This is a genomic window from Sphingomonas trueperi, assembly GCF_040545965.1.
Classification (GTDB): domain Bacteria; phylum Pseudomonadota; class Alphaproteobacteria; order Sphingomonadales; family Sphingomonadaceae; genus Sphingomonas; species Sphingomonas trueperi_C.
On record NZ_JBEPMV010000001.1, the window covers coordinates 733969 to 758331 of the forward strand.

The following is a 24363-nucleotide window of genomic DNA, read 5'->3' on the forward strand; positions in this document are numbered from 1 at the left end:
TTTTCCGGCGTGAAGTTGAAGTCGCTGTTCGCCGTCGCCGCCGCGCCGCTAGCGCTGCTGTTCAGCCCGCTTGCCCTCGGCCAGGCCGCCCCGGCCGCGGCGCCCGCCGTGCAGAGCCGCGCGGCCGATCCGGCCTTGTGGGTGGTCAAGGATGCCGACACCACCATCTATCTGTTCGGGACCGTCCATGTGCTCAAGCCCGGGCTCAGCTGGTTCGATTCGGCGGTAAAGTCGGCGTTCGACAAGAGCGACACTTTGGTGCTCGAGCTGATCGAGCCCGATCCCGCGACGATGCAGGGGCTGCTGGTCAAGACGGCCATGGCGCCGGCGGGGTCGAAGCCGATCGCCGAGCAGCTGCCGGCCGACAAGCGTGACGCCTATCTGAAGGCGATGGCCGACATCGGCGTGCCGCCCGCGGCCTTCGACATGCTCCAGCCCTGGGTCGCCGGCATCACGCTCAGCGTCGCGGGCCTTCCCAAGCTCGGCTATGATCCGGCCAGCGGCGCGGAGAAGGTGCTGACCGCCGCCGCCAAGGAAACCGGCAAGCCGATCGTTGGACTGGAAACAGCCGAGCAGCAGCTCGGCTATTTCTCCAGCATGCCGCAGTCGCTCCAGATCGCCTTTCTCGCGTCGGCGGTGGACGATTACCCGAAGCTCGGCACCGAACTCGGCAAGATGATCGATCAATGGGCAGCCGGCGATCCCGAGGCGTTGGGCGCGACGATGAACGAAGGCATGCGCGACACCCCCGACCTCGCCCGCATTCTGCTGACCGAGCGCAATGCGCGCTGGGCGAAATGGATCGAGGCACGGCTCCAAAAGCCGGGAACGGTGTTCTTGGCAGTAGGCGCCGGCCACCTGGCCGGCACCGACAGTGTCCAGGCGTTCCTCGCCCGGGATCAGGTGAAGGCGGAGCGCGTCCGCTACTGACGATCCCGGCGGCGCGCGCTTCCCCTCCGATGCGGCCGCGTGTCGCATCCCTTTTGGAGCAATTCGCATGGCATCGAATCCCCGTCCCCTGATCGGCCTGCTCGCGGGCGTTACCGCCGGCCTGGTCGCCTCGGCCGCTATGGCCGCGTTCCAGAACCAGGCGAGCAAGCTGATCCCCGAGGAGGATCAGAGCGACGGCGATCCGGCAACGGTGAAGGCCGCCGATGTGGTGGTCGAGGCGACGACGGGCGACAAGGTGCCGGAGCCCTATCGCGAGGCTTCGGGCCAGGCGGTGCATTACATTGTCGGCGGTGTGCTGGGCGGCATCTACGGGCTGATCACCGAATATCGGCCGGAAGCGGCTTCCGGGTTTGGCGGCGCGTATGGGGTGGTCACCTCGGCACTGCTCGACGAGGGCGCGGTGCCGGCGCTGGGGCTCGGCAGCGGGCCCACCGAGACGCCGGCCTCGATCCATGCGTACGGCGCGGCGTCGCACCTCGTCTACGGCGTGGTGCTGGAAGGCGTGCGGCGGATCATCGCCGGCGTGCGGTGATGGCTACCCCTCCCTCTCCCGGGGGGAGGGAGGGGCCCGCTGCCGGAGGCAGTGGGAGGGAGAGGGGGCGATTTGCGGCGCAAATCGCGCGGCGGCTGTGCCGCCGCTCACCCTCTCCAAGCTGCGCTAGGCGCATGCGCGCCAAGCTCCGCTATCCTCCCCCTCGAGGGGGGAGGATGAAGGTTAAACCCAACCGCCTTGCGCTCACCCCCTATTGCTATACCCTCCCGGGTCGCGGACGAGACCGGATACACCCGGCGTGCGCCGCGACCCGCAATTGCAGGGGAGGATGTCACTCTATGACGATCGTCTATTTCGCCATCGTCTGCGGCCTGATCGCCGTGGCCTATGGCTTCATCACCAGCCAGCAGGTGCTGCGTGCACCGGCGGGCAACGCCAAGATGCAGGATATCGCCACCGCGATCCAGGAAGGCGCCAAGGCCTATCTGACGCGGCAATACACCGCCATCGCCGTGGTCGGCGTCGTGGTGGGTGTCGTGCTGTTCCTCACGCTGGGGTTGATCCCCACCATAGGCTTCCTGATCGGCGCGATCCTGTCCGGCGTGGCCGGGTTTGTCGGCATGAACATCTCGGTCCGCGCCAACGTCCGCACGGCCGAGGCGGCGCGGGGCAGCCTGCAGGGCGGGCTCACCCTCGCCTTCCGGTCGGGCGCGATCACCGGCATGCTGGTGGCGGGCCTCGGGCTGCTCTCGATCGCGGTGCTGTTCTGGTATCTGGTGGACATGGCGCACCATGCGCCGGGCGATCGCATCGTCGTCCTCACCCTTTCCACGCTCGCCTTCGGCGCCTCGCTGATCTCGATCTTCGCGCGGCTGGGCGGTGGCATCTTCACCAAGGCGGCGGACGTCGGCGCCGATCTCGTCGGCAAGGTCGAGGCGGGCATTCCGGAGGATGACCCCCGCAATCCAGCCGTGATCGCCGATAATGTCGGCGACAATGTCGGCGATTGCGCCGGCATGGCCGCCGATCTGTTCGAGACCTATGTCGTGACGCTGGGCCTCACCATGGTCACCATTGCGCTGCTGCTGCGCGGCGTCGATGCGGCGCTGCTCACCCGGCTGATGGCGCTGCCGCTGCTGGTCGGCGGCGTGTGCATCATCACCTCGATCCTCGGCACGTACATGGTACGCCTGGGCGCCAACCAGTCGATCATGGGCGCGCTCTACAAGGGCTTCTGGACCACGGTGATCCTCTCGGTGCCGGCGATCTACGGCGTCACCCACTATGTGCTGGGCGGCCGGATGCAGGATTCGATCGCCTCGCTCGGCGAGCCTAGCGCGCTGCTCGACGGCAGCACGCTCTCCGCCGATGCCGTGGCTGCCGCCGCGGCGATGCCGACCGTCACCGGCATGGGGCTGTTCTGGTGCATGATGATCGGCCTGGCCGTTACCGGGCTGCTGGTGTGGATCACCGAATATTACACCGGCACCAACTTCCGCCCGGTGAAATCCATCGCCAAGGCCTCGGTGACCGGCCATGGCACCAACGTCATCCAGGGCCTCGCGATCAGCCTCGAATCGACCGCGTTGCCGACGCTCGTCATCGTCGTCGCGGTGATCGCCACCTATCAGATCGCGGGCATTCTCGGCGTGGCCTTCGCCGCAACCTCATTGCTGGCGCTGGCGGGCATGGTGGTCGCGCTCGATGCCTATGGTCCGGTGACCGACAATGCCGGTGGCATTGCCGAGATGGCGGGGCTGGAAGACGAGGTCCGCCACAAGACCGACGCGCTCGACGCGGTGGGCAACACCACCAAGGCGGTGACCAAGGGCTATGCGATCGGCTCGGCGGCACTGGCGGCGCTGGTGCTGTTCGGCGCCTACACGACCGACCTCGACCATTATCGCGACGCGCTGAGGCTGACCGGACCGGTCAACTTCTCGCTCTCCAACCCCTACATCATCGTCGGCCTGCTGCTCGGCGCGCTGCTCCCCTATCTGTTCGGCGCGTTCGGCATGACCGCGGTCGGCCGCGCTGCCGGATCGGTGGTCGAGGATGTCCGCGCGCAGTTCCGCGACAATCCGGGCATCATGGCGGGCACCAGCCGGCCCAACTATGCCCGCACGGTGGACATCGTCACCAAGGCGGCGATCCGCGAAATGATCGTGCCATCGCTGCTGCCGGTGCTGAGCCCGATTATCGTCTATTTCCTGATCGCCGCGGTGGCGGGCAAGGAACAGGGCTTCGCCACGGTGGGCGCGATGCTGCTGGGCGTGATCGTCTCGGGCCTGTTCGTCGCCATCTCCATGACCAGCGGCGGTGGCGCCTGGGACAACGCGAAAAAGTACATCGAGGACGGCAACTATGGCGGCAAAGGCAGCGATGCCCACAAGGCCGCGGTGACCGGCGACACGGTGGGCGATCCGTACAAGGACACGGCGGGGCCTGCGGTCAATCCGATGATCAAGATCACCAACATCGTAGCGCTGTTGCTGCTCGCGGCGCTGGCCGGCGGCGGCACGCACTGACGCAAAGATCCTCCCCGGAACGGGGAGGGGGACCATGCGAAGCATGGTGGAGGGGGAGCACAGCGAGGGAATCGCCCGTGGAAGCCCCCCTCCACCACCGCCTTCGGCGGCGGTCCGCCTCCCCGTACCGGGGAGGATCTTGTACGCTTGCCCCCATCTCCCCACATCCCACACGAAGACGCGCGCCCGTGCCGCGCCGCCTTCCCTTTTTCCTTCCAGCGCTGTAAGGGCGACGCACTTTTACGCGCGCTAATCCCTGAGAGGCATTTTTTGGCCAAAGAAGAACTGCTTGAAATGCGTGGACAGGTTGTGGAGCTTCTCCCCAACGCCATGTTCCGCGTCCGGCTCGAGAACGACCATGAGATTCTCGGCCACACCGCCGGCAAGATGCGCAAGAACCGCATCCGCGTGCTGGTCGGCGACGAGGTGCTCGTCGAGCTGACCCCGTACGACCTGACCAAGGGCCGCATCACCTATCGCTTCAAGTAAGCGGGTGCCGCCCATGCGGCTCGTGCTCGCTTCCACTTCGCCGCGACGGCTCGATCTGCTCACCCGGATCGGCGCCGCGCCCGATCGCGTTGCGGCTCCGGACGTGGACGAGGATGTCCGCCCCGGCGAGCTGCCGCGACCCTATGTGCTGCGCGTCGCGACCGCCAAGGCGCATGCGGTCGACCGTGCCGCGGACGAGATCGTCCTGGCCGGCGACACCACCATCGCCGTCGGCCGCCGCATCCTCGGCAAGCCCGCGGACGAAGCCGATCTGCGCGGCATGCTGGCGCTGCTATCCGGCCGCCGCCACCATTGCCTTTCGGCGATCTGCGTCATCGGCCCGGACGGCAAGGCCCGCACCCGCGTCTCCGACACCGTCGTCGCCTTCAAGCGCCTGAGCGACGCCGATATCGACTGGTACGTCGCCAGCGGCGAGGGCATGGGCAAGGCAGGCGGCTATGCCATCCAGGGCAAGGCCGAGGCCTTTGTGCGCTTCCTGTCCGGCAGCCATTCGGGCGTGGTCGGTCTGCCGGTGTTCGAAGCGCGCGCGCTGCTCGCCGGCGCCGGCTATCCCCTTGGCTGAGTGGCTGTACGAGGCGGGGATCGGCGAGAACCGCGCCGCCCTCGTTTCGCGTGGGCTGATCTGGAAGGCGCGGATCGAGCTGGCGGGCACCCGCCCCCACGTCGGTGCGATCTGCGCGGCAAGGCTCACGGACAAGTCCACCGGCAAGGTAGCGCTCGACCAGGGCGGCGAGGCGCTATGCGATCCGCTCCCCAAGGGCGTCACCCAAGGCGCAGCCCTGCGCGTGAAGATCGTCCGCGAGGCAATCCCCGAGCCCGGCCGCGCCAAGCTCCCCAAGGCCGTCCCGGCGCCCCCTGAGGCGCCGCTGGGCGACGGACAGGACCTGCTCGCCCGGATCACCGCCACCGACCATCCGGTGCGCCTCTTGCGCCCCCACGAGGCCGACGCGCTGGAAGAGGCGGGCTGGTCCGAACTGCTCGACGAAGCCTATACCGGCGAGATCGCCTTCCCCGGCGGCGCGTTGCGCATGTCCCCCACCCCGGCCATGACGCTGTTCGACGTGGACGGCTCCGGCGCGCTCGAACCGCTGTCGATCGCCGCCGCCCACGCCGTCGCTCGCGCGATCGAGCGATTCGGCATCGGCGGCTCGATCGGCATCGACTTCCCCACGCTCAGCAGCAAGGGCGCGCGCAACGCGGTCGCCGAGGCGATCGACGCTGCACTCCCCCAGCCCTTCGAGCGCACCGCGGTGAACGGCTTCGGCTTCCTCCAGATCGTCCGCCGCCGCACGCGACCTTCGCTGCCGGAGCTGCTCCACGCCGATCCGGTCGGCGCCGCCGCCCGCGCCGAGCTGCGCCGGCTGGGACGCCTTCCCCCGCCGGTGCCGGCCACCCATATGGTGGATGCCCGAATCGCCCGCCGCCTGGCGCGCGAGCCCGACTGGACCGAAATGCTGGCCCGCCGCATGGGTGGCGCGGTCCAGTTCGTGACCCCCAAGGAGTGATCCCCATGCCCCGCGACGCCTGCCCGATCTGCGGCAAGCCCGGCACCGCCGAGTTCAAGCCCTTCTGCAGCCGCGGCTGCAAGGATCGCGACCTGCTGCAATGGCTGGGCGAGGGCTACCGCGTGCCCGGCGAGCCGGCGCAAACAAATGTGCAATCGGGGCTGGACAGCCACGAATTCCCCGACTAACAGGCGCGCTCCCCGGCGGTTCCGCCGGTGTGCCCGGGTAGCTCAGTTGGTAGAGCATGCGACTGAAAATCGCAGTGTCGGCGGTTCGACTCCGTCCCCGGGCACCATCCACCTCTACCACCTGGTCCGCGGGTGTCGACTTCGCGCCGAAGACATCCGGCTTCCGCGCGTCGGTGACCTATTACAACACCCACTACAGCAACCAGATCGTTGGGCAGAATACCGGCCTGTTCCTGTCGAACCCGACCTTCGCCCCGCTCTACAGCCGCTACATCATCCCGGTGAACAATCCGGCGACGTGCGTGAGCGGCAATCCCGCCACCTATGATCCGGTGCTGGCCCGCTTCATCGCCGGCCATCCGGCGCTCTACAACGTACCCGTGCTGGGCGCCTGCTCGGTCAACGTCATCGTCGACGGGCGTTCGGCCAATGCCGCGACGACCTTCCAGGACGGCATCGACGTGCAACTGAGCTACACGCTGCAAACCGGAATCGGCCGCTGGTTCGTCAGCGCCAACGCCACGCGGATCCTGAACCAGACACTGCAGACCGTCGCCGGCGGGATAACCCAGGACGTGCTCGACACCTATTACTATCCGGTCAGCCTGCGTGGCCGCGGGCAGATCGGCTGGAGCAAGTCGGGATTCGGGGTGAACCTGTTCGTCAACTATGTCGGCAGCTACACCAATACCATCCCGCTGCCCGGGCAGCCGCAATCGGAGGTGCCGTCCTGGACCACCGCCGATCTCGGCATCAGCTATGCCGTTCCCAAGGGCAACAGGCTGCTCGGCGGGCTGCGCCTCGGGCTCAACGTGCAGAACGTCACCAATGAGGATCCCCCGATCGTCCTGACCCGTGCCGGCAGCAATTTCGGTGCCTATGATCCGTCGAACGCCAATATCCTCGGGCGCACGTTCAATTTCCAGATCACCAAGAGCTTCTGATCATGAGACTTATCACGGGAGATGCGAGCATGAAGGCATGGATGACGGCGCTGGCCTGCGGGGCGGCGACCTGCGCGATCCCCACCGCGACGGTGGCGCAGACGAGCGCGCCGGTGGCTACTACCGAGACGGGCAAGGTGCAGGGCGCGATCGAGGACGGTGTGGCCAGCTGGAAGGGCATTCCCTTCGCCGCACCGCCGGTCGGACCCTTGCGCTGGCGCGCGCCGCAGCCGGCAGCGAACTGGCAGGGAGTCCGCCCCGCCACCGAGTACAGCCATGACTGCATGCAGAAGCCCTTCCCCAGCGATGCGGCACCGCTCGGCACCACGCCGGCCGAGGACTGCCTGTACCTCAACGTCTGGAAGCCCACTGGCGCATCGGCTACCGCCAAGCTGCCGGTGATGGTGTGGATCTATGGCGGCGGCTTCGTGAACGGAGGCGCCTCGCCACCCACCTATGCCGGTGCCAACATGGCGAAGCAGGGCGTCCTGTTCGTCAGCTTCAACTACCGCGTCGGGCGGTTCGGCAGCTTCGCCCTGCCCCAGCTCACCCGCGAGAATCCGGACGGCGGGCTGCTGGGCAACTACAACTTCATGGACCAGATCGCCGCGCTCAAATGGGTGCAGAAGAACATTGCGGCGTTTGGCGGCGACCCGTCGAACGTGACGATCATCGGCGAGAGCGCAGGCGGCATGTCGGTCCACACGCTGGTCACCTCGCCCTTGTCGCGCGGGCTGTTCAGCAAGGCGATCGTGATGTCCGGCGGCAACGCCCAGACCGCGAAGAACGCGACGCTCAAGGATGCAGAGGCGATCGGCGAAAATCTCGCCCGCGCACACAATATCGACCCCGCCGCGCCCGACGCGCTCGCCAGGCTGCGCGCGCTCAGCGCCGAGCAGGTGACCGACGGCCTCAGCATGATGGAGCTGTTCCAACCCAAGTCGGGCCCGCGCACCTATGGCGGCCCGATGCTCGACGGCAAGCTGCTGGTCGACCAGGAAAAGGCCTATGCCAGCGGCAACTTCGCGAAAGTGCCGATGCTGATCGGCGCGACCAGCGCGGACATGGGCGGCAAGTCCGGCTTCATGATCGCCGGCGCGCGCGAGGCGAGCGCGATGGTCGCCGCGCAGAAGGTGCCGGTGTGGGAATATCGCTTCTCCTATGTCGCGGACTCGGTCGGCCAGCCGGGTGCCGGCCATGCGACCGATATCCCGTTCTTCTTCGACAATGCCCGCATCAAATATGGCGCGGCGACGACGCCGAAGGACGAGCAGGTCGGCAAGACGATCAGCGCCTATCTCGCCAATTTCGCCAAAAAGGGCGATCCGAATGGCGCGGGCCTGCCGGCCTGGCCGCGCTTCACCGCATCGGGCGACGAGATCCTCGACTTCGCCGCGGACGGCAAGGCGTTGGCGGCGCGCGACCCCTGGGGCGCGGAGATCGACGACCTGCAGGCTCGCACCAAAGCGGCGCTGTCTTCGGGCAAGTACAACAGCCTGACCACGCCGCTGGGCAAGATGCTCGACGACCCCGCCGCCCGTGCGGTGCTCGCCAAGCATCTGCCGCACATGGTCAAGAACCCGCAGATCGACATGGCCCGCGGGCAGACGCTGGTCGGCATCCAGGGGTATTTCCCCGCCCTGCTTACCGATGCCAAGCTCAAGGCGATCGATGCGGATCTGGCGACGATACCCACGAAGCCGAGCTAATCCTCGGCCCCTGATATCCTGCGCCTTCAAGAACGCGGCAGGCGCGGCACCAAGCACCGCGCCTGCTGCGAAGTCTTGAGGGCACGAAGCACGTATGGTCCGCTTGGCACGAGCTCGGGGGCCGTCTCATACCCGCGCAGCCTCGACGGCGAGACGAGCACCTCTACCCGGTCTCGTCGGATAGCGCATTGTCGATGCAGTCGGCGAGTTTAATGCCCCGGCGAAACACCCGATCGAACGGCCGCGACGGCGCGCGCTGCACCGCTTCTTCGAAAGCTGTCCGGCGGGCCGTTAGATGGACGAAGCCTCGATTCGTCGACGGCAGTCGGCCTGACTGCAGTAGGCGCACCAGCGGGAGAACCCGGCCGTGGCCCACCGAACGGTGTTCACACCTTTTGGGCTCCAGCCCGTTCAAGCAAAACCGCATATAGGGCGGCGCCGACTCCGGGCTCGTGCAGCGGGGCAACAACCTCGTAGCGCCCGGCACGGGCAAGGCTATCGAGAAAAGGCTGACGCACCGCGTCCAAATTCGTCAGCACCCCACCCGACCAGGACAGCAGCACCGTTTCCTCCACTGCAAATCCAAGCTGCTCGCGAAGCGCCTGCGCGATGGCAGCCAGCTCGGCACCGGCGCGATCGAGAACCGCCAGCGCGTGGGCATCGCCCGCCTGGGCTGCGCGGGAGACGAGCGGCGCCAGGCCCGCGATCTCGTCGCGCCCCATGCCGCGATCACCCATGACACGCGCACAGATGTCAAGATCCTTCGGCAGTTTGAGCGCGTCGCGGAACGCCTGCCAAAGCGGGGTCTTGGTCAAGCGCCCGTCGCTCATCCGGGTAAACAGGTTGAGGCCTTGGACCGCGATCCAGTAGGCTGAACCCTCGTCGCTGAACACTTCGCCCCAACCGCCGGCCCGCGCCTTGCGGCCCCGCCGCTCGCCATAGCCGATCGAGCCAGTGCCGGCGACGAGATTGATGCCGTCTGCGCAGGCGAGCGAGCCCGCCCAGCCACACACCATGTCATTGTCGCAGGCGTAGCGATCGTGACCCAGCAGCCGGCCGCACGCAGCGTCGAGCAGCGGATCGATCGCCGCATCCTCTCCAAAAGCCGGAAGCCCGAAAAAGGCATGGCCGAGATCACCGGGAGCAATCCCCGCCTCGCCGCACACCGCAGCGATACCCTCCTCCAGCCGCGCCACCGCAACGTCCAGCCCCACTTGCAAATGGTAGGTCGTGCCCGTCAGCGCGCGGGCGACGACCTTGCCGTCTGCTTCGATAAGGACGAACTCCGTCTTGGTGCCGCCGCCATCGACGCCGAGAAACAGCGTCATGCGACCAGCGTGTGAATTCGTACGCCCTGCACGACGCGGTTCACCGTACCGGCGGCGTTCGGCTGGTCCGGGGTGCGGCCAAGCCGCAGCGAGCAGTGTAGGCCGTACAGCTGCGCAAAGACGATGTAGGGAAAGAGCAGGTCCGCATCGGCAAGATCTGCGGCATGCTCCACCAGCAGCGTCTCGCCGTCGGTGTCCCGCGCGGCAATGACGAGCACCTCGCTGCAATGACCGTCCGCACGCAATTCCTCGACGATGTCGAGGTCGTAGCGCCGGGTCAGCGGATCGTTGGAGACGAACACCACCACGAGCGTGCGCGGCGTGACGATCGTCTTCGGGCCGTGGCGAAAGCCGAGCGACGAATCGAACAGCGTCGGCACCGCTCCGTCGGTGAGTTCCAGCAGCTTGAGCGCGGCTTCGCGGGCAAGACCCTGGAACACGCCGCTCCCGAGATAGACGACGCGCTCGAAGTCGCGCGCCGCGAGCGAGGCCGCCACCGCTTCCGAGCGTCTGAGCATCGCCTCCACGGCACGCGCGATTTGTTCCACCCGCGCGTCCATCCCACGCCCGGTGAAGATGGACAGCGCCGCCAGCAGCATCGCGCTGAAACTCGACGTCATCGCGAAGGCGCGGTCATGCGTCTCCTCAGGCAGCAGCACGACATGGTTGTTGCCCGAGGTGCGCCGCGACAAGGCGCCCTCTGCATTGCAGGTGATCACGAGGTGGTGGACCGAGGCGATGCGCGCGTCCGCCAGTTCCACCGCAGCAACGCTCTCCGGGCTGTTCCCCGAACGACCGAACGATACCATCAACGTCGGTCGAGCGGCATCGAGATACAGATGCGGCGCGCTGACGATGTCGGTCGTCGCCACCGCTTCCACCGGCCGGCCGAGCGTCGCCGACAGCCAGGGGGCGAGGCAGTCGCCGATGAAGGCGGAGGTGCCGGCGCCGCAGAGCATGACCCGCAGGTCGGGCTGGTCGAGCAACGGGCGCACGAATGCCGCGATCTCGGCGTGGTGCGCGTCCAGCAGCGCCTGGGTGGCGCGCAGGGTGGCGGGCTGCTGGAGGATTTCGCGCCGGGTCCAGCTTTCCGAGCTGGCGGGCGGCTGGGCGTCCGCCGGGATCGTGTCACGCATTGGGGTTGCAGGCTCCATAATAGGCATCGAGCGTCGCGCCGATCTGCGCGACGATGAGGTCTTTGGGGTCGCGCGTCGCCGTTCCGGCCCGCACGGCGGCATAGGCAACGGGCATGTACTGGCTGAGCAGCGGCAGAGGCGGCACGGCGTCGCGCAGATTGTCGAACAGCCGCGCCTGCGCGTCGGCGATCTCGGCGTCCGGCCAGTAATAGCGGATGCGATCGCTTAGCGAATATTGAAGCTGGAGGTCGAGCGCGTGGCCCGCATCGTGATAATATTTGCGCCAGTTGGTCGGCTCCGCCTTCATCCGCGCGATCGCGGTGGCGCGCAGATTGGCGCGCTTTTCCGGCGCGACCGTCTCCTGCTCGATGGCATCCAGCGCCCATAGCGCCTCGCGCAGTGCAAAGGTGACGCCGGGGCCAACCTTCAGGATGGCGAAATGGTCGCGCACCAGCGCGGCGAGCGCGCCGGCGGTCTGATAGTCGGTCGAATGCGCCTCGAACACAATATGGTCGACCGGCACGATCGCATCGCTGAGTGCGATGGCGGCGGCGGGCTGATAATCGACCACCTTCATATGATCGAACTCGACGCCCGGCTGAACGACGGTGGCGATCACGCGCTGCCACGCATCCGCCAGCCCCATTTCCGCGAACAGGCTGCGATGCATGTCGAGCGTGGCGAGCGCTGCATCGGGCGTGGTCACCGCCAGCGTCTCGAGATCCTCCGCCGCGCCGCCGGGCACCGGCACTTCGGTACCGATCACATAGACCGGCGCGTCGGCGGGATCGCCGGTAAAGGCATCCTCGGCGACCCGGCACAGCCGGGCTGCCCGCTCGGCGATGGTGCGCTCGGGCAGTGGCGCCGGATCGCCGGCGCAAGACATCGAGCAGTCCAGGTGGATCTTGGCGAATCCGGCGCGGACATAGGCGGCAATCATCACCTCCGCCTTGGCCATGGCCGCTTCCGCCGGCAGGCTGGTCCAGGCGTTGGGGCCGAGATGGTCGCCGCCCAGCACGAGCCGCGCGCGCGGAAAGCCGACGCGGTCGGCAATGCCTTCCACGAAGGCGCGGAAGTCGGCCGGCAGCATGCCGGTGTAGCCGCCGTCCTGGTTCACCTGGTTGGACGTCGCCTCGATCAGCACGACCGGCGTTTCGTTCCGTAGCGCATGGGCGAAGGTCGCCTCGATCACCAGCGGATGCGCCGAGCAGACCGAGGTGATGCCCACCGGCATTCCGCGCTTGTGCTCGGAAACGAGATTTCGAATCAGCTGCATCCAAGTCTCCTTTCCCTGCGCTATACGGCGGCACAAAATATAACGCAATAAAGAGATGGAAAACGAAACTTATGAGCTCTCCGCTGCGGCTTGGCTGGCGCCGTCGGGCTCCACCGCGAGCAGCAGCGATGCCGCGACGGCGAGCACGATGCCGACCAGCTTGATCGAGCCCGGCATGACCCCGAGCGCGACGAGGGAGATGATCGCGGTCGCGAGCGGCGCGCCGGCATTGGTGAGCGGCGCGACGATGATCGCCTTGCCGTAGCGAAAGGCGAACACCAGCGTCAGCGCGCCGATCGCGTTGAGAACCTGAATCACTGCCGCCAGACCGGGCCCGTCGAGCCCATAGTTGATCGGCCGGCTGAAATCAGTGAGCGCCAACGCGACTGGTACCAGCGCCAGCCCGGTCACCGTCATGTAGAAGAAGATGCTTTCGCCCGACATGATGCGGTTGGCGGACTTCATGAAATAGGCCTGCAGCCCCCAGCACAGCATCACGATCAGCGCGAGCACGAGCCAGCCGCCGCCCTGTGCACTCCCGCCGGGCGCGAAATCGAAGGTCGGAAGCGCGAGCAGCGCCAGCACGATGCCGACGGCGCCGAGCCGCCCGGTCCGCTCCCCCATGAAGAGGAAGGAGAGCGCGATCGTCACCACCGGCGACAGCGAGATCACGGGAAAGATCAGGTAGGCAGGCCCGCGCGTCACCGCATAGAACAGCACCATCTGCCCCCCTGCCCCGAGCGCGCCGATGGCAAAGCCATAGGCGATGGCGCGCGGGTTCAGGTCCAGCTTCCACTTGGCGAGGGCGAGGACGATCAGCGCGGGCGGGACCATCGTTAGCGCCCAGACGCAATAGACCAGCGTCTCGGGAAAGCCATACTGGGGAGAAAGACCGGAAAACGCCCCCCAGATGCCCCAGAGCAGCACCGTGGTCATCGCATTGAGCAGCCAGGCTCGGCTGCTGGCAGCAGGCGCCGTCATGCAGCAGCCTTCCCGTCGACGGGTGCGGTCTCGAGCACGAGGAAATGGGTGAAGCGCGCAGGGAGCATCGCCTCGGGGCTGCTGACGGTGCCGAGCAACTGGCCGGTGAAGCTGTCGGTCACGCGGTGCCGGCCCGGCGGCAGTCCGCGCAGCGCAACGGGTCCGGACCAGCTATCGGCATAGAAGGCATAGTGCATGCGCCCATCCTTGCGGACAGCATGGCCCTCGGGCTTGTCGAAGCCGATGTCATAGAGCCCGCCGAGATACTCGCCCTTGGGCAACATGTTGGCGCGATACAGCGCGATCCACTTGCGCCACAGCGCCTCCTTCGCCGGGTTCAGGACGATGCCGCCCGGCGGCAGCGGGTCGGTGGTGTTTACCGGGTCGAGCGGCCAGGTGAACTTGGTCGAGAGCACCGCGCCGATGCCATAGTGGCTGGCGAAATCATCATGCCGGTCGCTCAGCTCGACATGATCCCCGGCGAACGGCGCGGAGGGGCCCATCATCGCCTTGAACGTCTTGCCCTTGAGGCGGACCTGCCAGGACGAGGTCGGATCCGAAGCGGGCGTGTGGTTCATGCCCGGCATGTTGTGGAAGGCGAAGGCATCCCCGCAGGGGCAGATTTCCATCACCGCTTCAGGGTTGATCGAGATCGCCTCGTCATAGAGCGCCTTCCAGAAATCCTGGAGGTTCTCGTAGGATTCCTCCGGCCGCTTGTGGTTGTGCGCGGGGTTGTAGCAGGGGGCGACGCCGTTGAGGTGCTGGCCGTCGAGCTTCAGCCCCTCGAAGCCCCAACCCAGAATGCGGCGAACCTGCGCGCGGAAATAGTCGACTACCGGCGGATAGGCCGGGCAGAGCGTGAACGCATCCCAGAAGCTGACATTCTGCGCCGCGCCGTTGCGATCGAGCAGCAGCATGTCGGGATGGTCGCGCAGCAGATCGGTGCCCGGGTCGGCGGCGAGCGGCGCGAGCCACAGGCGTGGGCGCATGCCGGCCGCGCGGATCTTCGCAACGAAAGCCTTCATGTCCGCGTCGCCGCGCGGGAACTTGATAGGATCGAGCTTCCAATCCCCTTCCGAGGTCTGCCAGCCATCGTCGAGTACCGTCCATTCGAGGCCGATCTCGCGCGCCTTGCCCATGGCGGCGAGCACTTCGGGAATCTTGAAGTCGCGCCCATAGCCCCAGGCGCACCACACCGGCGCATAGCTCGGCTCGGGTATTGCGGGTGCGGCAATCCCCCGCTGCGCCATCAGGCGGCGATAGGCGTCCAGCGGGCGGAAATGATCGCCGCCATGCACCATCATGAACACCGGCGGCAGTGCGAGCGTGCCTCCCGGCGGCAGCACCGCCGCTTCATCCCCGGCGATGCCGATGCGCGTGCCGCTCGGCTGGCCGGCTACCGGCAGCGACACAAGCCGCGGCACCGTATCGATATGGCCGACGGCAATGCCGGCGTCGCGTCGCCACACGACCGCGACAGGGGTGCCGCCGCCATAGTCGGTGGCGTTCATCCCCATGAAATTGCGCTGGCCGGTGCCGGGGCGGATCGGCTGCACCCAGTCCCGCCGATCGGGATAGGAGGCGCCGGAGAAGCTCCAGGCGCCGTCGGGATGCGCCAGCAGATCGTGGGTCGCCGCCTGCCATCCGGCCACCGCGAGCGGCGCCGCGCGGGTGTTGCGATAGCGGATGTCAAGCAGCGCAAGGCCAGGATAGGCGCTGAGGAACGTGACCGAGATCCGTTTTTCGATGCCGCCCTGCGCGGTGCCGCGCAGATGGTGGACGCGGCCGCCGGGCACGGTCTCCTGGCTATGGTCGACCAGCAGGAAGCGATCGACGATCCGCTGGTCCTCCAGCCAAAGCGCCTCGCCCGGCTCCATTGCGGTGAGCGCCTTGCCGCCCTTCGAAACGCGCGAGTGCATGCCGGCATCGAACTCGAGGGTGAGTACCCCGTCGTCCAGCGCCAGGATCGGCGCCTCCTTGAGCGTGATCCGGGCAGCGGCCGGTGCGGCCACGACCAGCGCGGCGGTACCCGACAGCCTGGCAAGGAGGCTGCGACGGGTCAGCAGGGAATGGGACACGGAACGAACCTCTCACGAAACGCCGCCTGGAGTGTCGAGCATGCGGCTTTTGCGAGAATGTGCCCGAAGGTTAGCGCTTGCGCAAATCAAAACGCAACATAGTGTGAAGTTCGTTACGTTTCGTTTGGAGAGTATCATGCGCCTTTCGACGAGTCTGATCCCCATTGTCGTGTTTGCGCTCACCGGGGCGGCGCCCGCACCCTCCACCTATAGCGAAGCCGATTTCGTCCGCGTCGCCAAGCTCGACGCGCATGTCCATGCCAATCGCGATGCACCGGAGTTCCTCGCCATCGCCCGCAAGGACGGCTTCGAGCTGCTGTCGATCAATGTCGACTATCCCGATTTCCCGCCCCTCCCCACCCAGGCGGCGATCGCCTACAAGATGCACGCGGCCGATCCTAAGCGCTTCCACTTCGCCACCACCTTCTCGATGGACGGCTTCGGCGGCAAGAACTGGACCGCACAGGCGATGCGCCAGGTGGATGCCGGCTTCGCGCACGGCGCCGTCGCGGTGAAGGTGTGGAAGAATATCGGCATGATCGCCAAGGACTCGGCCGGCGAGCGTGTGTTCCTCGACGATCCGCGTTTCGACGCAATCATGGCGCATATCCAGGCACGCGGCGTGCCGCTGATCGCGCATCAGGGCGAGCCGAAGAATTGCTGGCTCCCGCTCGACCAGATGACGACGGACAATGACCGCACCTATTTCAGCGAGCATCCCGAATATTACATGTACCGCCATCCGGAGGAGCCCCGCTACGAGCAGTTGATGGCGATCCGCGACCGCTTCGTGGGCCGGCACCCGAAGCTGGCCTTTGACGGCGCCCATATGGCCAGCCTGGAATGGAGCGTGGACGAACTTGCCAAGTTCCTCGACCGCTATCCCAATGCGGTGGTCGATCTTGCCGCGCGGATGAGCCAGGTGCAGGTCCAGTCCAACGCCAACCACGCCAAGGTGCGCAGCTTCTTTATCAAGTATCAGGACCGGCTGATGTACGGCACCGACCTGACCGACAGCCCGCCCGATCCCAAGGCGCGGGCGCAGAACCCGCCGACGACCGGCAATTTCACCAAGGAAGCGGATGATGCGTGGCGTTCCGACTGGCGCTACCTGGCCACGCCGCTGACGCAGCCCATCGCCGCGATCAAGGCGGAGGCGCCAGGCCTGGCGCTGCCGCGCGCGGTCATCGACAAGATCTACTACGCCAATGCACGGCGGTTCTTCCACCTGAAGGGATAACGGCCTGGGCCGCGTCCGGCAGGCGACACGCCCTGCCGGACCGCGGCGCTCACGCCTCGTGGATCTCGAACCCCAGCCGCTGGGCCGCCGCGTGGATGTCGGCGGGCACGTCGCGATCGGCGATGAGGTGGTGGATCTCCTCCACCGTCACGATCCGGTGCAAGCAGACCCGACCGAACTTGGAGACGTCGGTGACCGCGATTACCTCCCGTGCGGCCTCGACCATCTTGCGGTTCAGCAGCGCCTCGGGCTCGTAATGGGTGGTGATGCCGCATTCGATGTCGAACCCGTCGACGCCGAGGAAAAGCTTGTCGACACGCAGATTCTCGAGTGCCGCCACGGTCTGCGCGCCGTAAAAGGCGCGGTTCTTCCGGCGCAGCATCCCGCCGAGCATGAAGATATTCAGCCGCTCCTTGGCAGCCAGCACCGACAGGATGTCGAGATCGTTGGTGAGAACAGTGATGTCCTCGTCGTCGGGCAGGAACCGGGCGATCTGCAGCGTCGTCGTACCGGAATCGAGCACGATCGACTCGCCAGGGGACACCATCGAAGCCGCGAGCTTGCCGATGCGCATCTTCTCGTCGGCATGGCTCGACCGCTTGACCTCGACCGCCGGCTCGGCGGTCACGTTCACCGCATCGGCGCTGATCGCACCACCATAGGAGCGCTGCATCACCCCCCGCGTTTCGAGATAGCGCAAGTCCTTCCGGATGGTTTGCATCGAAACCCCGAAGCGTTTCGCGAGCGGCGCAACCTGTACGCTGCCCCGTTCGCGCACCATCGCGCTGATCTGCAGCCGTCGCTCGCTCGTGTCGCGGACGATGCCGCCGTCTTCCTTGCCCACCTGTCTGTACCTATCGTCCTCGGCGTTGGCGCCGCTGTGCCTTCGTTATGTCCCGCGCACCCTTGTCGGGGAAGCCGACAGTTTCGCCTGTCCCTTGTCGAGCAGCGCAGTGCCGCTCGCTGGTGCAACGTGCTGGTCGATCGCATCGACTATGGGCGGTTGAACCGGAGCACGGTACAAAACGAGCGGCCGCACCGCAATGGTGTGGCGGTGTATCATGGCGCGCCCACGCCCAACACAACCGAGCCACGAAATATGTCACGTTTCGTTTTAAAGCGTTTGACATCTTTCTTTCGCGCAAGCTAGCAAAGCGCAACAAAGCGATCGTTCAGCGGGTCGTGCTGACAGCTGCTTGCGAGAGGGAGGAAGTACCATGGGCAAGGCTCCAACATGGCGCATGATCGTGCGCACGGGCATCAGCATCGCAGCGCTGGCCGCCGGGACGCACGCGACGGCGCAGACCACGCAGCAAGATCAGGGCGCAACAGCCGGAGCGGGCCAGACGGATCCCGGCTCGACCATTCAGTCCGGCCCCGGCACCAGCGGTGACGCGACCACCACCACGGTTGCGACCGGCGACGAGATCGTCGTCCGCGGCGTGCGCGGTAGCCTGCTGCGATCGATCGACACCAAGCGCTACGCCTCCACCATCGTTGATGCCATCTCGGCCGAAGAACTCGGCAAGTTCCCCAACCGCAACGTCGCCGAGGCATTGTCGAATATCCCCGGCGTGACCGTGGGCCGTGACGGTCGGGGCGAAGGACGCAGCGTCACCGTACGCGGCCTAGGGGAGAATTTCGCCCTTACCACGCTGAACGGTCGCGTGCTGCCCACCGATGGCCCCGATCGTTCCTTTGCCTTCGACGTGCTGCCTTCCGAAGTGATCTCGGGCGCCGAGATCCAGAAGGCGGCCCAGGCCTCGCAGCTGGAAGGCAGCATCGGCGGCAATATCGACCTGCGCACGGCCCGCCCTTTCGACCATCGCGGCTTCCATGCCGCCGGGTCGCTCGAAGGCCAGTACAACCAGTTCGCCAAGAAGGGCGGGATCAAGGCGTCCGGCGTCGTCAGCACCACCTTCGCTAACGAGACGATGGGCATCCTGGTTTCGGGAACGTACAACAAGTACAAGTTTCGCACCGACAATCTCGGCGAATATTCGAGCAACGACATCTACGACATCGTCACCTCGCCCAACGGTCAGCGCAGCGTCGTCAACGCGCCCGACGGCGGCGGCGTTATCGAGCCCTATTTCTACAGTGTCGGCTATGTGCAAGGCGAGCGCGAGCGCTGGGGCGGATCGACGGCCTATCAGTGGAAGCCGTCGGACAAGTTCGAACTGCGCCTCGACGGCATCTACAGCAACTACAAGGACACCGAGCACAACCACCGCGTCTCGGTGGGCCTGACGCCGTTCGATGACAACGGCAACGTCCGCTACGATCTCGACAATGTGAAGATCGACAGCAACAAGGTCTTGACCAACTATACGGTCAACAATGCCACCATCGACGTGCTGTCGACCGACGAGCCGCGCAATTCCGTCACGTACCAGCTCGGCGGCCATATCGACTGGAAGCCGCTGGAGAAGCTGAGCGTCGCCGCCGACCTGGCGTACGGCAAGGCCACCAACAACACTGGCGGACAGAATCGCTTCGTCGTGGTGGGCATCCCCGGGTCGCGCGCCCAGGTGACGACCCGCGACAACGGCATTCCGGACCTGCTCCTGACCATTCCCAATGCCGATGGTACCGTCACCAACCGCACGCTCGACCAGGCGGGCAATGGCGATCTGCGCGCCCATTATATCGGCATCCAAGGGCAGAACATCGCCGATCGCAGCACCAGCGCCAGGCTCGACCTGACCTATGCGGCCGACAACGGCCTGCTGCGTTCGATCGCGTTCGGCGGCGTCTATACCGATCGCAAGAAGACGGTCGACGTCATCGACAACCAATATACCACCGCCAACAATTTCGGCGGCTATCCCTTCGCGCTGTCGGCGATCGGGGCGAACGTGGTGCAGGCGCCTGAGTTCACCAACATCCTGCCGAACCTTTCCGGCAACTTCCCCCGTGCGATCCCCGCGTTCGACATCGACACCTATCTGTCTTCGTTGTCCAAGGCGGAAAACAATCCCAATGTCCTCAATCCGCAAACGGGCGAGCCGTATCCGACCGGCTATGCCACGCAAAGAATCGTGCCCGACCAACTCGCTTCCTATGCGATCATGGAGCGGACCTGGAACGCCTATGTCCAGTTCAATGTCGGCGGTGAACGCTGGCGGGGCGATTTCGGCCTGCGCTATGTCAACACCACGGTCGACTCCCTCGGCTATGGCACAACCGTGCGCAGCTATCAGGTTGTCGGCGTGGGCACCGCCAATGTGGTGTTCAACCCGATCGCGCCAATCTCCGGCGGCGGCAGCTATCAGCGCCTGCTTCCCTCCGCGAACTTCGCCTATGATATCGCCGATGGCTTGCGGGTGCGCCTAGCCGCGTCGCAGGCGATTTCGCGGCCTACCTTCGGGGAGCTTTCGTCGGCGAAGGATTACTCGGCCGCGCAGTCCAATACCCCGGTGGTTACCGACGCCGGCAACCCGAACCTGAAGCCGGTTTCGGCGGATCAGGCGGACATCTCGCTCGAATATTACCCGAACCGCCGCGTCGCGCTCACGCTGGCGGGATTCTACAAGCATCTCACCAACTTCGTAACGACGCAGGCCGTGGCGTTCGACCTTGTGCCGACCAATCAGGTCGCGGGGGCGCCGGCGAGCTTCCCGTTCACTGAACTCACCTATGTCAATGGCGATGGCGCGACAGTGTATGGCATCGAGGCTGGCGGCCAGTACTTCTTCGACAACGGACTCGGCTTCCAGGCGAATGCGACCTACAATCGCTCGCGCGCCAAGCGTGCCGGCCTGCCGACGACCGATTTGCAGGACGCGGTGCCTTTTTCGGCGAACGCCAAGATCTTTTACGAGAAGCACGGCATCAACGCGTCCGTGTCCTACCAGTATCAGTCCAGCTTCACGTCGTCCCAGTATAGCTACATCAATACGCTGGCGATCAAGCAGGTGCCTTATCACGAACTGGCGGCAAGCATCTCCTACGACATCCTGCCGCAGGTGACCCTGTATGCGCAGGGATCGAACCTGCTCGACACGGCGACGCGGCGGTATTCCGGCTATACCAATGTACCGGCATTCTACGAATATACCGGCCGGGCCTTCTTCTTCGGCGTGCGCGCGCGCCTCTGATCAGGCGCAGCCCCGATGTTCGGCGCGATCGCTGTCGATGCGGCCACAATCGTCCCCGGGGCGTTGACCGGCAAGGCGGATGGAGAGCGCGATGCGGACGGTCTTGTTACCCGGTGGCGATCCGGTGCCTGCGTTTGGCCAGGGCACGTGGCGGATGGGCGAGCGACCGGCGCATCGCGCGGACGAGATCCGCGCGCTGCGCGAGGGCGTCGCGCTCGGCATGAGGCTGATCGATACCGCCGAGATGTATGGCGATGGCGCGGCCGAGAAACTGATCGGCGAGGCGCTCGGCACGGTGCGCGACCAGCTGTTCCTGGTCAGCAAGGCCTACCCGCAAAATGCCGGGCGCGAACGCCTCGCCGTCGCGTGCGAGAACAGCCTCCGGCGGCTCGGCACCGATCGGCTGGACCTGTATCTGCTACACTGGCGGGGTAGCGTGCCGCTCGGCGAAACCGTGCGGGCGATGGAAGCGCTACAGGCCGCGGGGAAGATCCGCCATTGGGGCGTCAGCAACCTCGATGTCGACGACATGGAGGAACTGGTTGCCGCCGGCGGCAATGCCTGCGCCGTGAACCAGCTACTATACAACCTGGCGCGCCGCGGCCCCGAGTACAGTCTGCTCCCCTGGCTCGAGGCGAACGACATCCCGGTGATGGCCTACAGCCCCGTCGAGCAGGGCCGCCTGCTGACGAATGCTACGCTCCGGCAGGTGGCCGAGACGATCGGCGCGACGCCCGTTCAGGTGGCGCTGGCATGGGTGATGCGCCGCGACGACGTGATCGCCATCCCGAAAGCGGGAACGGTGGCCCATGTTCGCGAAAATCGCGCGGCGGCCGATCTCGTTCTGTCGCAGGACGACCTCGCCCGACTCGACGCCGCCTTCCCGCCCCCAGCCGCACGTCGCCCGCTCGAGATGCTTTGATCGCGATGGCGCTATTCTTCACTGCCGATACGCATTTCGGCGACCATCGGACGATCAACATCCATCGTCGGCCCTTCGCGACGGTCGCGGAGATGGACGAGACGCTGGTAGCTGGGTGGAATGCGATCGTCGATCCAAGCGACACGGTGTGGCACCTCGGCGACGTCGCGCGCCGTCCTGCCGATGTGCCTGGGCTGCTGGCCCGTCTGAACGGCGTAAAGCATCTGCTCCGCGGCAACAACGATCCGCCCGCGACGGGCGAAGCCGCGGGATGGTCGAGCGTGGGCGACTATGCAGAGCTGGAGGTCGACGGGCAGTCGCTCGTGCTCTGCCATTACCCGTTCCGAAGCTGGAATGGGCAACATCGTCGCACCATCAACCTGCACGGCCACAGCCATGGCAAGCTCAAGCCGATGCTGCGCCAGTTCGACGTGGGCGTGGACGCGCGAGGCTTCCTGCCGGTCTCGCTGGCGCAGCTGCTTTCGACCGACTAGCTGGGGCGACCGCCTGTGCTCAATAGTTGAGGCTCCACCCGATTAGGTGTGCCACCGCCGCGACCCAGAGGATGCCGGCCAGCGCCAGCGCCACCAGCGCAGCACGCACGCGCATTCCCCAGCCGAAGGGTTGGCGGAACATTTCGACCAGGTTCCACACGCCGGCGCCCGCTGCGGCGACCGGTACGATCGCGGCAATCTGGAGCAGGCGAATCGGCGTGTCGAGCGTGGCATTATAGGCGTCGACATGCTGGCCGAGGATCGGCGCGAGGATCGCATACCAGCCTGCCAGATAGGCCAGATCGGCGATCGCGCCGATCCGCACCAGCAGGCGGGTCGATGCCGCGCGGCCCGTCGCGGCCGGCGGCGCACCGAAGCGCCGGCGGATCCACCACGCGACGGGCCACATCAGCACGGTCAACACCAGCACCAGCAGCGACAGGCCGAGGATCGACTGGAAAACGGTGGAATTGCGGGAGAAGGGCACCGCCTGCAGCACGCCTACCGGGTTCTGGCTGTCGACGATCGCGCGGCGCCCGCCGAGTTCGGTCACGCGCAGCAGGCGACTGCCATCGACCTCGCGCCAAAGGCCATGCGCGATTTCCCGGAAACGTTTACCCTCGATCGACGACACGCCGATCGTGCCGTCGGGGTTGGCGGTCACCTGGTCCTGCTGCAACAGGTAGAACAGGCTGATGAACCCGGTCTCGACCCGGCGCGTGCTCTCATAATGCCCGGCCAGCGCCTGCGCATCCTGCGCGGCGCTCCCGATCGCCGGCTGCATCGGCACGGGCGGCGCGGGGAAATACCGATCCATGAACAGGTCGAACAACCGCTCGCGCACGCCGTACACGGCGTCGTTCTCGCCGCGACTGCTGAAACTCACGAAGATGCCGACCTTCTTCTCCGGCAGCAGGTTCAGGTCGGTGTGAAAGACAATCGTGTCGCCGCCATGCCCGATCACCGGTGTGCCGTTGCGCATCATCCAGAATAATCCGTGCGCCATGGTGTCGAACCCCGGCACCGGCGGCGTCGAGGGCTGGTGCAGGAAGGCGGTGGTCGCGGGCTTCAGGATGGTTGCGCCGCCATAGCTGCCGCCGCCCAGCTGCATCAGCATAAAGCGCGCCATGTCGTCGGCCGTGGTGGCCACGCTGCCGGCAGGTGCTGTTCCCACCAGCTCATAGGGCTGCGCCGGACCGTCGCTCGTCGCATAGCCCTTGGCGGCCAGGGGCGCGAGCTGCGGCGGCAGCGGCTGCGCGAAGGTTGTGTGCGTCATGCCCAGCGGATCGGTGATATGGCGTGCGACATAGGCTTCGAACGGCTCGCCCGAGACGCGCTGGACGATATAGCCGGCCAGAGCCACGCCATAGTTGGAATAGGCCGGCGCTTCGCCGGGGGCGAACAGGAAGGGGCGCGTATTTTCCTTCAGATAGCGTTCGGTGGTCTTGAGCAGCTTGGGATCGCTTGCGAGCAGGTCCTTCAGCCCCTCCTCGAAGCCGCCGCGATGCTGCATCAGGTCGTTGATCGTCACCGCCCGCCCCGGCGCAGTGATGCGAAAGTCGAGATAGCGGTTCACATCGGCGTTGAGGTCGATCCTGCCCGCCTCGACCAGCTGCATCACCGCGGTCCAGGTGAGCAGCTTCGAGGTGGAGCCGATGCGCATCAGCGAACGCCGCGGATCCATCGGCGTCTTCGCCGCGACATCCGCATAGCCATAGCCCTTCTCGAACAGCACCGCGCCGTCCTTGACGATCGCGACCTGCGCGCCGGCGATCTTTCCGGCCTTGAGCGCGGCGGGCATGTAGCCGTCGAGCCAGGCCCCGACGTCCGCCTCGGTGAGCTGCGGCGTCGGCGCCGGCACTGTCGGTGCGGGCGCCGCATCGGCGGCGGGCGCCGCGGGCGGCGCGACCGGCGGCGGCGTCACCTGGGTGGCGGCGACGAGGAGCGTCGCAAGCAGCGCTATCAGGGGCTTCTTCATCC

Annotated in this window: 20 protein-coding genes and 1 tRNA gene; 14 read left to right on the plus strand and 7 right to left on the minus strand. The window is 66.5% G+C overall.

Going from position 1 to position 24363, the window contains the following annotated elements; genetic code table 11:
- Positions 1–9: 9 nt before the first annotated feature.
- From ABIC35_RS03480 to ABIC35_RS03525, 10 genes are all read left to right on the plus strand, one after another.
- Positions 10–930, plus strand: a complete 921-nt coding sequence (locus tag ABIC35_RS03480; protein WP_121071741.1) for a TraB/GumN family protein — start codon at positions 10–12, stop codon at positions 928–930.
- A gap of 67 nt (positions 931–997) precedes the next feature.
- Positions 998–1483 carry a DUF1440 domain-containing protein gene (locus ABIC35_RS03485; RefSeq protein ID WP_121071742.1) on the plus strand — a complete coding sequence of 162 codons (486 nt, stop codon included), beginning with the start codon at positions 998–1000 and terminating at the stop codon, positions 1481–1483.
- Positions 1484–1782: 299 nt separating this feature from the next.
- Positions 1783–3972, plus strand: coding sequence for a sodium-translocating pyrophosphatase (locus ABIC35_RS03490; protein WP_121071743.1), 2190 nt, complete (start codon positions 1783–1785; stop codon positions 3970–3972).
- A gap of 270 nt (positions 3973–4242) precedes the next feature.
- On the plus strand, positions 4243–4461 hold the full coding sequence (gene infA, locus ABIC35_RS03495; RefSeq protein WP_003049127.1) for a translation initiation factor IF-1: 219 nt from the start codon (positions 4243–4245) through the stop codon (positions 4459–4461).
- A 13-nt stretch (positions 4462–4474) separates the two neighbouring features.
- The gene (locus ABIC35_RS03500) at positions 4475–5044 is read left to right on the plus strand and encodes a Maf family protein (RefSeq protein WP_121071744.1); all 570 of its coding nucleotides are present in this window, start codon (positions 4475–4477) and stop codon (positions 5042–5044) included.
- Positions 5037–5987: a ribonuclease E/G gene (locus ABIC35_RS03505; protein WP_121071745.1), complete on the plus strand. Its 951-nt coding sequence runs from the start codon at positions 5037–5039 to the stop codon at positions 5985–5987. Before ABIC35_RS03500 ends, ABIC35_RS03505 begins: the two co-directional genes overlap by 8 nt.
- Before the next feature lie 5 nt (positions 5988–5992).
- Complete coding sequence (locus ABIC35_RS03510) at positions 5993–6175, plus strand: DNA gyrase inhibitor YacG (RefSeq protein WP_121078865.1); 183 nt, start codon at positions 5993–5995, stop codon at positions 6173–6175.
- A 31-nt stretch (positions 6176–6206) separates the two neighbouring features.
- A tRNA-Phe gene (locus ABIC35_RS03515) sits at positions 6207–6282 on the plus strand.
- Positions 6250–7119 (plus strand): TonB-dependent receptor, encoded by an 870-nt coding sequence (locus tag ABIC35_RS03520; protein ID WP_183049231.1) that lies wholly within the window; start codon positions 6250–6252, stop codon positions 7117–7119. Before ABIC35_RS03515 ends, ABIC35_RS03520 begins: the two co-directional genes overlap by 33 nt.
- A 29-nt stretch (positions 7120–7148) precedes the next feature.
- Entirely contained in the window at positions 7149–8828 is a 1680-nt protein-coding gene (locus ABIC35_RS03525; RefSeq protein WP_121071747.1) for a carboxylesterase/lipase family protein, read from the plus strand.
- 386 nt (positions 8829–9214) lie between these two features.
- Here the strand turns inward: ABIC35_RS03525 and ABIC35_RS03530 are convergent, their stop codons facing one another.
- The 5 genes from ABIC35_RS03530 to ABIC35_RS03550 form a co-directional block, all read right to left on the minus strand.
- Positions 9215–10156, minus strand: coding sequence for an N-acetylglucosamine kinase (locus ABIC35_RS03530; RefSeq protein ID WP_121071748.1), 942 nt, complete (start codon positions 10154–10156; stop codon positions 9215–9217).
- On the minus strand, positions 10153–11292 hold the full coding sequence (locus ABIC35_RS03535; RefSeq protein ID WP_121071749.1) for an SIS domain-containing protein: 1140 nt from the start codon (positions 11290–11292) through the stop codon (positions 10153–10155). The genes ABIC35_RS03530 and ABIC35_RS03535 overlap by 4 nt, the downstream gene beginning before the upstream one ends.
- On the minus strand, positions 11285–12568 hold the full coding sequence (locus ABIC35_RS03540) for a D-tagatose-bisphosphate aldolase, class II, non-catalytic subunit (protein WP_121071750.1): 1284 nt from the start codon (positions 12566–12568) through the stop codon (positions 11285–11287). Before ABIC35_RS03540 ends, ABIC35_RS03535 begins: the two co-directional genes overlap by 8 nt.
- A 69-nt stretch (positions 12569–12637) precedes the next feature.
- Entirely contained in the window at positions 12638–13549 is a 912-nt protein-coding gene (locus tag ABIC35_RS03545) for an EamA family transporter (RefSeq protein WP_121071751.1), read from the minus strand.
- Positions 13546–15627, minus strand: a complete 2082-nt coding sequence (locus tag ABIC35_RS03550; RefSeq protein ID WP_121071752.1) for a glycoside hydrolase family 36 protein — start codon at positions 15625–15627, stop codon at positions 13546–13548. The genes ABIC35_RS03545 and ABIC35_RS03550 overlap by 4 nt, the downstream gene beginning before the upstream one ends.
- Before the next feature lie 136 nt (positions 15628–15763).
- Between ABIC35_RS03550 and ABIC35_RS03555 the strand changes: the two genes are divergently transcribed.
- Positions 15764–16867, plus strand: coding sequence for an amidohydrolase family protein (locus ABIC35_RS03555; protein WP_121071753.1), 1104 nt, complete (start codon positions 15764–15766; stop codon positions 16865–16867).
- Positions 16868–16916: 49 nt separating this feature from the next.
- On the opposite strand, the gene agaR is transcribed toward ABIC35_RS03555, so the two are convergent.
- Positions 16917–17711, minus strand: coding sequence for a transcriptional repressor AgaR (gene agaR / locus ABIC35_RS03560; protein ID WP_121071754.1), 795 nt, complete (start codon positions 17709–17711; stop codon positions 16917–16919).
- A gap of 373 nt (positions 17712–18084) precedes the next feature.
- On the opposite strand from agaR, the gene ABIC35_RS03565 reads away from it, so the two are divergent.
- The 3 genes from ABIC35_RS03565 to ABIC35_RS03575 all read left to right on the plus strand — a co-directional run bounded on the left by ABIC35_RS03565 (position 18085) and on the right by ABIC35_RS03575 (position 22383).
- Positions 18085–20967 (plus strand): TonB-dependent receptor, encoded by a 2883-nt coding sequence (locus ABIC35_RS03565; protein ID WP_121071755.1) that lies wholly within the window; start codon positions 18085–18087, stop codon positions 20965–20967.
- A 91-nt stretch (positions 20968–21058) separates the two neighbouring features.
- Entirely contained in the window at positions 21059–21889 is an 831-nt protein-coding gene (locus ABIC35_RS03570) for an aldo/keto reductase (protein WP_220667310.1), read from the plus strand.
- 5 nt (positions 21890–21894) lie between these two features.
- Complete coding sequence (locus ABIC35_RS03575) at positions 21895–22383, plus strand: metallophosphoesterase family protein (protein ID WP_121078867.1); 489 nt, start codon at positions 21895–21897, stop codon at positions 22381–22383.
- A 19-nt stretch (positions 22384–22402) separates the two neighbouring features.
- Here the strand turns inward: ABIC35_RS03575 and ABIC35_RS03580 are convergent, their stop codons facing one another.
- Entirely contained in the window at positions 22403–24361 is a 1959-nt protein-coding gene (locus tag ABIC35_RS03580; RefSeq protein WP_121071757.1) for a serine hydrolase domain-containing protein, read from the minus strand.
- Positions 24362–24363: the final 2 nt, after the last annotated feature.

Coding starts and splice junctions, on each gene's coding strand:
- ABIC35_RS03485 (WP_121071742.1), top strand. CDS start 998: ATGGCATCGAATCCCCGTCCCCTGATCGGCCTGCTCGCGGGCGTTACC.
- ABIC35_RS03510 (WP_121078865.1), top strand. CDS start 5,993: ATGCCCCGCGACGCCTGCCCGATCTGCGGCAAGCCCGGCACCGCCGAG.
- ABIC35_RS03555 (WP_121071753.1), top strand. CDS start 15,764: ATGCGCCTTTCGACGAGTCTGATCCCCATTGTCGTGTTTGCGCTCACC.
- ABIC35_RS03565 (WP_121071755.1), top strand. CDS start 18,085: ATGGGCAAGGCTCCAACATGGCGCATGATCGTGCGCACGGGCATCAGC.
- ABIC35_RS03540 (WP_121071750.1), bottom strand. CDS start 12,568: ATGCAGCTGATTCGAAATCTCGTTTCCGAGCACAAGCGCGGAATGCCG.
- ABIC35_RS03580 (WP_121071757.1), bottom strand. CDS start 24,361: ATGAAGAAGCCCCTGATAGCGCTGCTTGCGACGCTCCTCGTCGCCGCC.
- ABIC35_RS03490 (WP_121071743.1), top strand. CDS start 1,783: ATGACGATCGTCTATTTCGCCATCGTCTGCGGCCTGATCGCCGTGGCC.
- ABIC35_RS03500 (WP_121071744.1), top strand. CDS start 4,475: ATGCGGCTCGTGCTCGCTTCCACTTCGCCGCGACGGCTCGATCTGCTC.
- ABIC35_RS03570 (WP_220667310.1), top strand. CDS start 21,059: ATGCGGACGGTCTTGTTACCCGGTGGCGATCCGGTGCCTGCGTTTGGC.
- ABIC35_RS03525 (WP_121071747.1), top strand. CDS start 7,149: ATGAAGGCATGGATGACGGCGCTGGCCTGCGGGGCGGCGACCTGCGCG.
- ABIC35_RS03530 (WP_121071748.1), bottom strand. CDS start 10,156: ATGACGCTGTTTCTCGGCGTCGATGGCGGCGGCACCAAGACGGAGTTC.
- ABIC35_RS03575 (WP_121078867.1), top strand. CDS start 21,895: ATGGCGCTATTCTTCACTGCCGATACGCATTTCGGCGACCATCGGACG.
- ABIC35_RS03535 (WP_121071749.1), bottom strand. CDS start 11,292: ATGCGTGACACGATCCCGGCGGACGCCCAGCCGCCCGCCAGCTCGGAA.
- ABIC35_RS03545 (WP_121071751.1), bottom strand. CDS start 13,549: ATGACGGCGCCTGCTGCCAGCAGCCGAGCCTGGCTGCTCAATGCGATG.